The organism is Kitasatospora sp. NPDC059812, assembly GCF_042732075.1.
In the GTDB taxonomy this organism is placed as follows: domain Bacteria; phylum Actinomycetota; class Actinomycetes; order Streptomycetales; family Streptomycetaceae; genus Kitasatospora.
Genome location: NZ_JBHWIO010000075.1, coordinates 6,887 through 15,521, shown reverse-complemented (window position 1 = coordinate 15,521; position 8,635 = coordinate 6,887). Strand labels below are relative to the sequence as shown.

6 protein-coding genes are annotated in these 8,635 nt (G+C 71.7%); 2 read left to right on the top strand and 4 right to left on the bottom strand.

The window, feature by feature from the left end; genetic code table 11:
• Positions 1 to 135: 135 nt before the first annotated feature.
• Genes ACFV6D_RS29500 through ACFV6D_RS29485 form a run of 4 tightly spaced genes read right to left on the bottom strand, consistent with a single transcriptional unit; the run spans position 136 to position 6,028 of the window.
• On the bottom strand, positions 136 to 2,196 hold the full coding sequence (locus ACFV6D_RS29500) for a dipeptide ABC transporter ATP-binding protein (protein WP_380561771.1): 2,061 nt from the start codon (positions 2,194 to 2,196) through the stop codon (positions 136 to 138).
• A 19-nt stretch (positions 2,197 to 2,215) separates the two neighbouring features.
• Positions 2,216 to 3,133, bottom strand: coding sequence for an ABC transporter permease (locus tag ACFV6D_RS29495; protein WP_363367695.1), 918 nt, complete (start codon positions 3,131 to 3,133; stop codon positions 2,216 to 2,218).
• The gene (locus ACFV6D_RS29490; protein WP_063351976.1) at positions 3,133 to 4,077 is read right to left on the bottom strand and encodes an ABC transporter permease; all 945 of its coding nucleotides are present in this window, start codon (positions 4,075 to 4,077) and stop codon (positions 3,133 to 3,135) included. Before ACFV6D_RS29490 ends, ACFV6D_RS29495 begins: the two co-directional genes overlap by 1 nt.
• Positions 4,078 to 4,123: 46 nt before the next feature.
• Complete coding sequence (locus ACFV6D_RS29485; protein WP_079136462.1) at positions 4,124 to 6,028, bottom strand: ABC transporter substrate-binding protein; 1,905 nt, start codon at positions 6,026 to 6,028, stop codon at positions 4,124 to 4,126.
• A 407-nt stretch (positions 6,029 to 6,435) separates the two neighbouring features.
• On the opposite strand from ACFV6D_RS29485, the gene ACFV6D_RS29480 reads away from it, so the two are divergent.
• Both ACFV6D_RS29480 and ACFV6D_RS29475 read left to right on the top strand, forming a co-directional pair.
• Positions 6,436 to 8,040, top strand: a complete 1,605-nt coding sequence (locus ACFV6D_RS29480; RefSeq protein ID WP_380561769.1) for an alpha/beta fold hydrolase — start codon at positions 6,436 to 6,438, stop codon at positions 8,038 to 8,040.
• A 100-nt stretch (positions 8,041 to 8,140) separates the two neighbouring features.
• A partial coding sequence (locus ACFV6D_RS29475; protein ID WP_380561767.1) for a response regulator transcription factor occupies positions 8,141 to 8,635 on the top strand: 495 nt, incomplete at its 3' end.

Genomic DNA, 8,635 nt, shown 5'->3' with positions numbered 1-8,635 from the left:
GCGGGGTGTGCGGAGGCCGCGTCCTCCCGGGGTGCGGCCCCACCGCCGTGTGCCCACCGCCATGTGCCCGCCGTGTGCCCATCGCCGACGACCTCGCCGGCCCGCTCCCGGAGGGGGCATGGCCAGGGGCGCGATTCAGCGGATCGGGGCGGCCCGCAGGGGGAAGTGGCAGGCGGCCAGGTGGTCGTCGGGGCCGAAGGCGGTGAGCTGTGGCTCGACCTCCGCGCAGATCTGCTGCGCCGCCGCGCAGCGGGTGCGGAAGCGGCAGCCGGACGGCGGGTCGATCGCAGACGGGAGCTCCCCGGCGACGCCCCGGCTGCTCTTGGCCTTCTCCACCACCGGGTCGGCCACGGGGATGGTGTCCAGCAGGCCGCGGGTGTAGTGGTGCACCGGCCGGGCGTACACCGATGGCGCGGGGCCGATCTCCACCAGCTTGCCCAGGTACATCACGCCGATCCGGTCGGACAGGTACCGGACCACGGACAGGTCGTGCGAGATGAACAGGTACGACAGTCCGAGTTCGCCCTGCAGATCGCTCATCAGGTTGAGCACCTGCGACTGGATCGACACGTCCAGGGCCGAGACGGGCTCGTCCGCGACGATGAGCTTGGGGCGCAGGGCCAGCGCGCGGGCCAGTCCGATGCGCTGGCGCTGGCCGCCGGAGAACTCGTGCGGGTAGCGGTCCAGGGCGGTGAGCGGCAGGCCGACCAGGTCGAAGATCTCCCTGACCCGCCGGTCGCGCTCGGCCTGGCCGTCGACCCGGTGGATGTCCAGCGGCTCGCGCATGATCGAGTGGACGGGCATCCGCGGGTTCATCGCCGCGTAGGAGTCCTGGAACATCAGCTGGACGTCGCGGCGCAGTCGGCGGCGCTCGGCCCGTGGCGCCAGGGCCAGGTCCCGGCCCTCGAACAGCAGGCTGCCGCTGGTGGGCCGCTCCAGGCCGACGATGAGCTTGCCGACGGTGGTCTTGCCGCAGCCGGACTCGCCGACCAGGCCGAGCGTCTCTCCCCGGCGGACCGTCAGGGAGATGTCGGCCACGGCGCTGACCGCGCCCACGGCCCGGCGCAGGATCAGGCCGCTGGTGACCGCGTACTCCTTGACCAGGTTGTCGATGCGCAGCAGCGGCTCGGCCGGCGCCTCCTCGGGCACCGCAGCGGCCCGCACCTCCGGGGCCCCTACGGCCGTCGCCGGGCGCGGCGCCACGGCCGTCGGGCGGCCGCCCGGCTCGGCCTCGCCGACCGGGAAGTAGCAGGCGTAGCGGTGTTCCGGGACCTCCCCGGACAGTGGCGGCTCCTGCGTGTGGCACTGCTCGGTGGCGTAGCGGCAGCGCGCGGCGAACCGGCAGCCGGGCGGCGGGGTGGTCAGGTCCGGAGGCAGGCCAGGGATCGAGTAGAGCCGGCCGCCGGACTCGGCGAAACGTTCCGGCAGCGATTCGAACAGCGCCTCGGTGTACGGGTGGCGGGGGTGGGTGTAGAGCTCCTCGGTGCCGGTGGTCTCGACGACCTTCCCGGCGTACATGACGGCGATCCGGTCGGCCCGTCCGGCGATGACGCCGAGGTCGTGGGTGACGAGGATGACGGCCATACCGAGTTGCTGCTTGAGGTGGTCGATGAGTTCGAGGATCTGCTTCTGGACGGTGACGTCGAGGGCGGTGGTCGGCTCGTCGGCGATGAGCAGTTTGGGCTCGTTGGCCAGGGCCATGGCGATCATGGCCCGTTGGCGCATCCCGCCGGACAGTTCGTGCGGGTAGACCAGGGCCCGCCGGGCCGGGCTGGGCATCCCCACCAGGGACAGCACCTCGACGGCGCGCTCGTGCGCCTCCTTCCGGGAGGCCCGGCGGTGGATGCGCACGGACTCGGAGATCTGCCGGCCGATGGTCATCGTCGGGTTGAGCGAGGTGGTCGGGTCCTGGAAGATCATCCCAATGTCGTTGCCGCGCACCCGGTCCATCTTCTCGGGGCCGAGCGCGAGCAGGTCGCGGCCGTCGAGCAGGACCCGGCCGTCGACGACGCTGCCGCCGTTGGGCAGCAGCTGCATGATCGACATGGCGGTCATGGTCTTGCCGCAGCCCGACTCGCCGACGATGCCGAGGGTCTCGCCGACGTCCACTGCGAGGTCGACGCCGTCCAGGGCGTGCACCACCGAGCGCTTCAGCCGGATCTCGGTGCGCAGGCCGGTCACTTCGAGGAGCGCCACTGCTGATCCTCCGTCGGGTTCACCGCTTCTGCAGCCGGGTTTCGAAGGCGTCGCGCAGGGCGTCGCCGATCACGTTGAAGCACAGGATGACCAGGATGATCACGGCGGCGGGCGGATAGATCATCCACCAGCAGCCCTGGCCGGCGAAGGTGGTGCCGACGTCGAGCATGCCCCCCAGGTCGTTGTTGGGGGCCTGGAGGCCCAGGCCGATGTAGCTGAGCGTGGACAGGGCGAAGACCGCGTCGGCGATCGAGAACGTGGTGTTGACGATCGTCGTCCCGATGGTGTTGGGCAGGATGTGCTTCAGCACGATCCGCCGGCCGCCCGCGCCCATCATCCGGGACGCGGCCACGTACTCGCGGACCTTGATCGCCAGGGCCTCGCCGCGGACCAGGCGGGTGATGCCGAACCAGGAGGTCAGGCCGACCTCCAGGATCAGCATGGTCTTGCTCTTCCCGTAGACGCTGCTGAGGTAGATCAGCAGGAAGATCAGCGGGAAGGACATGAAGGAGTCGATCACCCGCATCATCAACGCGTCGATCCAGCCGCCCAGGTAGCCCGCGACCGCGCCGTACAGCGCGCCGAGGACGGCGGCGATCAGACCGGCGGCGAGGCCGATCTCCAGGCTGGTCTGCCCGCCGACCATCACCTTGCCGAGCTCGTCGATGCCGTCGTTGTCCGTGCCGAGCGGGTGCCCGGCGCCCGGCGGCAGGGTGACGGCGGAGAGGTTCACCACCGAGGTGTCGGCGTGGTAGAACAGCGGGCCGAGGAAGCAGAAGGCGATGATCGAGACCAGGACGACGACGGCGACCAGGGCCAGCCTGTTCTCGGCGAAGACCTCCGCGCCGCGCCGGAGCATCGAGCGGGGCCGCCCGGCCGGCTCCCCGCCCGGGGCGGAGGCGGGCCGACCTTCCGTCGAATCGTGTGTCAGGGCCATCAGGTGAGCCTCACTCGTGGGTCCAGCACGGCGTAGCCGACGTCGGCCAGCAGCGAGCCGACCACGGTGGTCACCGCGGTGAGCAGGGTGGCCGCCAGGGTGATGCCGTAGTCGTTCTGCAGCGCGGCACGGGTGGTCAGCAGGCCGATGCCCTGGATGTTGAAGACGTACTCGACGATCAGCGCGCCGCCGACCAGCGCGGGCAGCGAGAGGCCGACCAGGGTGACCATCGGGATCAGGGCGTTGCGCAGCACGTGGCCGTACAGGGTGCGGCGCCGGGAGGCGCCCTTGGCCTGGGCGGACCGTACGTAGTCCTGGGTGATCTGGTCCAGCACCCCGGAGCGCATGTACCGGCTGTAGCCGGCCACGGTGGTGACGGTCAGGGTCAGGACGGGCAGGCAGACGGCCCCGGGGTGGGTCAGCGCGTCACCGAAGGTGGCCACCTGGTCCTGCACCGAGACCCAGTGCAGGTCGTCCTCGAACCACTGCTGGATCAGGAAGCCGATGAAGAACGTCGGCACGCCGTAGGCGACGAAGGAGAACACCGTGAAGGCGTGGTCCAGCACGCTGTTGCGGCGGGTCGCCTGGAGCAGGCCCGCCGGCACCGCGATCAGCAGCGCGAGCAGCAGCGAGGCGCCGACGATGTAGGCGGAGGCGCCGAGGGCGTTGAACAGCAGGTCGGAGATCGGGCGCTGCTGGATGTAGTCGAAGCCCAGGTTGCCGTGCAGCAGGCCGTCCAGCCAGGTCCAGTACTGCACGTAGACGGGGCGGTCCAGACCCATCTGCTGGGTCAGGTGGGCGATGTTGGCCGGGGTGGCGTGGGAGCCGAGGATCGCCCGGACCGGGCCGCCCGGCATGAGCTGCATCAGGCCGAAGGAGATGACGGTGACCATCAGCACCGTCAGGAGGGCCTGGAACAGCCGTCGGATCAGGTAGGCCGTCACCGCCGCCCCCCGAGGGGGGCGGCGGCGACGCCGTTACGGATGGCCGTCATTTCGTGTAGTACCAGTACTCCGGCTCGTAGCCCTGGAAGGGGTCACCGGCGTCGAGGTGCAGCTTCTTGGTGACCTCGCTGATCGCGAGCGTGTTGGGGGTGTAGATGACCGGCTGGACGCCCGCGATGTAGTCCTCGTAGGCGTACAGGTCGTTGACGTCGCTGCCGGTGGTGGTCTTGACGATCAGCTGGTCCAGCTTCGGGTCGGAGAAGCTCCAGACGTTCGGCCCGGCTCCGGTGGCGAACAGCGCGTCGCCGGTCGGGTAGTAGTCGGGGGCGTAGACCCAGCCGCCGTAGAGCAGGCCCTGCCACTGGCAGCCGGCCGGCTGCGCGTCGCTGCAGGCCACGCCCTCGTTGCCGATGGTGTTCTGGGTCTGGCTGACCATGGTGATGCCGATGCCCGCCTTGGCCGCGTCCGAGCGCATGTCCGCCGCCATGGTGTCCAGCGCGGCCTGGCCGGAGGGGTAGTCGAGCGTGAACGCGGCCTTGGTGCCCGCCGCGATGCCGGCGCCGCACTGATTCGGGCCGGTGCCCGGGTCGGTGCAGGTGGCCGGGACGCTGTCGGTGTTCCAGCCGTGGCTGCTCAGCAGCTGTTTGGCGGCCGCCGGGTCGTAGGTGGCGCGCTCGGACTGGCTCTTGGGGGAGAGCGGGTTGCCGGCCGGGAGGCTGGGCACGGCGCCGGTGCTCGGGTAGCCCCAGCCCTTCCAGATGCCGTTGATGATGCCCTGCTGGTCGACGGTGTCCTGGACGGCCTTGGTGAAGTAGGGCTGCTTGAACAGCGGTCCCACGGCCGGGTTGGCGAAGTTGATCTGGTAGTACGAGATCTCGTCCAGGTAGGTCGGGGCCGGGATGTAGTAGCCCGCGCTGCTCAACGGGTTGCCCGCGTCCGGGTTCTTGGCGTTGAAGGTCGGGGAGTTCTCGGCCGGCAGGTAGCCGACGTCGATGGCGTTGGCGCCGCCGCTGCCGGCCTTCAGGTCCGCGTACTCGGTGGTGGCCGAGGTGTAGGGGACGAAGTCCACCTCGTCGAGGTGCGGCTTCTGCGGGCCCGAGTAGGCGGTGTTCGGCACGATCCCGTACGCGCCGGAGGTGCCGTTGTAGTTCTTGAGCTTCCACGGGCCGTCGACCACCGACCACAGCGGGCTGCCCGCGAAGTCGCCGCCCTTGGTCGACTGCGCGCTGAGGTAGGCGTAGTCGGCCGCGCAGTCCTTCGCGGCGGCGTCCGAACCGAACGCGTCGCTCGCGCAACTGCCCTTCTGCCCCTGGCCGGTGAGGTCCCAGGCGAGCGGCATCGGGGTGATCTGGCTGAGCTCGTCGTCGGTGAACCAGGTCTGGTTGACCGGGGTGTTGAGGGTCAGCGTCAGGGTCTGGCCCGAGGCGGTCGCCGAAGCCACGTTGTCCGGGAAGTACTTGGCGCCGATCGCCGGGTTCGGCGGGGTGTAGTAGCCGCTGTTCGACGACTCGGCCTTGGCCATGTTGATCCAGAACAGCACGTCCTGGGCGTTGACGTCCTCACCGTTGGACCACTTCCACGGCTTGACCTGGACGGTGACGGTCGTGCCGTCCGCGCTCCAGGTGGGCGCCTCGCCGAGGGACACCTCCGGGTCGAGGGTGACCTTGTCGTTCAGGCCCCAGTAGTACAGGGGGCGGTAGAACAGCTCCTGGAACTGACTGGTGTTCACCGTGCTGACCTGGGCCGGGGAATCGAACGGCCAGATGGCGTCCGGGAAGGTGGAGGGCGCCTCGGCGACCCGCACCACACCCCCCTGCACCGCCGCTCCGGCCGGCCCCGGGTTGCCGCTGCCGCCGCCCCCACCGCCGCCACTGCAGGCCGCGGCGGTTGCCACCACCGTGACCAGCGCCACCACCTGCGCGAATCTGCGCGCTCCTGCGGACTTCGTCATCCTTGACTTGCCCCTCTCCCCCACGTGAACACCACGAGTTCTTTCCTTGCGCGACCTGACGGTTCGCCGACGCGGGCATGGCGATGCCGTGGCCGGGCAAGGTGAGCGGCTTTCCCGACGGCGGGAAGGCACCGGCGTCCGCGGGCTTCAGCCGCTTGCTGCGTGCTGGCCCTGCCCCGTCCGGTGCTATTAGTTAGACCGATTTTTCGAACAGAGAGAAGCCTTGGGGACGACTCGTGTTCGTCAAGTTTCCATCAAGGAAAGGATCTTGACGCTGCGTCGCATGGTTCCGGCGGGGGGACCGGCCGGAGTTCTTACCTGCCTTTGCCGTCGCTCTGCCGAACCGCTGACCGGCACCCGGCAGGGTCGTGACCACACCGACCGCAGGACGTACGGAGGGCACCACGATGACGACGAACACGGGAGCGAGCATGGCGACGGGCATGGCGACGGAGACGACCGGCGCGGCCGCGAGCCGGGCCAAGGAGCCGGCCCGCCGGGGCCGGCTGGCCGCCGCCGCGCTGGCGGTGCTGGCCGCAGTGCTGCCGGTCACCACCGCCTCGCCCGCGCAGGCCGCCCCCACCGGGGCGGCGGGCCGGCCCGCGTGGTGCCCGACCGTCCCCGGGCACCAGGTCGACTGCACGACCATGCGCCGCCCGCTGGTGGCGGACGAGCCGCGCCTGGGCGGCATCGGCGTGAGCCACGCGGTGGTGCGCCACAGCCGCCCCGGCCCCGCCCTGGGCACCATCGCGCTCAACCCCGGCGGCCCCGGCGAGACCCTCATCGACCGCGCCGACCAGGTGGCCGGGGCACTGCAGGGGGTGCTGGACGACTACGACCTGCTCCTGCTGGACCCGCGCGGCACCGGCCGCTCCGGCCGGCTCCCCTGCGACGTCACCGAGGCCGACTACCGCTTCGCCCCGCGCCCCGCCCAGCGCGAGCTCGTCGCCGACTGCGCCGAGGAACTCGGCCCGCGCGCCCGCGGCTACACCAGCGCCGCCACCGCCGACGACCTCGATGCCGCCCGCGCGCGCCTGGGCGCCCCGAAGCTGGTCCTGTACGGCCTGTCGTACGGCACCTACCTGATGCCGGTCTACGCCGACCGCCACCCCCAGCGGGTCGAGTCGATGGTGCTGTCCGGCGCCTACCCGCTCGCCTTCGACTCCCTGGCCCGGCCCGGCGCCCAGCAGGTCTCCCTGACGCTGCGCCGGATCTGCGAGCGCAGCGGGGCCTGCGACCCGGAAGGCGCCGTCCGCGACCTCGCCACCGCCACCGAGCGGCTGCGCACCCGCCCGCTGGTGCTGACCGCCTCCCTCGGCGGCAGCCCGCGCACCGTGGTCTTCAGCGAGGACAAGCTCGCCGACCTGATGTACGAACCCGCCACCCGAGGCATCGGCCTGCACCCCGAGGAGCCCGGTCTGCTCGGCGCGCTGCCGGCCGCCCTGCACGCCCTCGCCACGGGCGACGACGCACCGCTGACCGCCCTGGTGCGCGCCGAGGTCGAGCACACCGGCACCGAGGACCAGGCCTCCTTCCTGGCCGTCACCTGCAACGACTACGCCCGCGCCTGGGACCCGGCCGCCCCGCCCGCCGAGCGCCGCCGCCAGTACCGGGCCGCGTTGGCCGCCGCCGACCCGGCCGACTTCGGGGCGTTCAGCGTCAAGGGCTGGACCGAGGGGCAGACCGACGGCGGCGACAACTGCCTGTCCTGGCCGCGCCGCGGCACCGCCGACCCGCAGCCGACCGACCTGAAGAACGTGCCCGACGTGCCCGTCCTGGTGCTCTCCGGGGACCTCGACACCAACACCCCCGAGGCCAACTCCCGTCTTTCCGCCGCCCAGTTCCGCCGCAGCGCCTTCGTCTCCGTGCCCAACAGCGGGCACATCCCGGAGATGGAGTCCACCGGCTGCGCGGTGGACATCTCCACCCACTTCATCCGCACCGGCGCGGTCGGCGACACCTCCTGCCTCGCGCACATTCCGCCGGTCCCCGTCGTCCCGGTCCCCCGCTGACCTGCCGACCCCCTGACCGGCCGCCCGACCCGCCACCTGACCCGCCGACCGACCTCCCCCGACCGGCATGACCACGCCCGCCACCAGCGAAGATGGCACCATGACAGATCCCACCGCCGCCCGGCGCACCGTCCTGGTCGTCGAGGACGACCCCGGCGTCCGCAACACCCTCGACCACCTGCTGCGCTTCGAGGGCTACCGGGTACTCACCACCACCGACGGACAGGAGGCCCTGGAGCTCCTGGAGCACCGGCGCCCCGACCTCGCCGTGGTGGACGTGGTCATGCCCCGCCTCGACGGCCTCGCGCTGTGCCGGATGCTGCGCCGGCGCGGCGACCGCCTGCCCATCCTGGTCCTCACCGCCCGCCACCAGCTCGGCGACCGGGTCGCCGGGCTCGACGCCGGCGCCGACGACTACCTGGCCAAGCCCTTCGCCACCGAGGAACTCCTGGCCCGCATACGCGCCCTGCTCCGCCGCACCGAGCCGCTCGGCGGCGAGAGCGCCGAACTCGGCCTCGACGACCTCGCCCTGGACCCCGGCGCCCCCCCGGCCCCCCCCGGCCGGGGCCCGCGCGCCCAGAACAAAAACCAATTA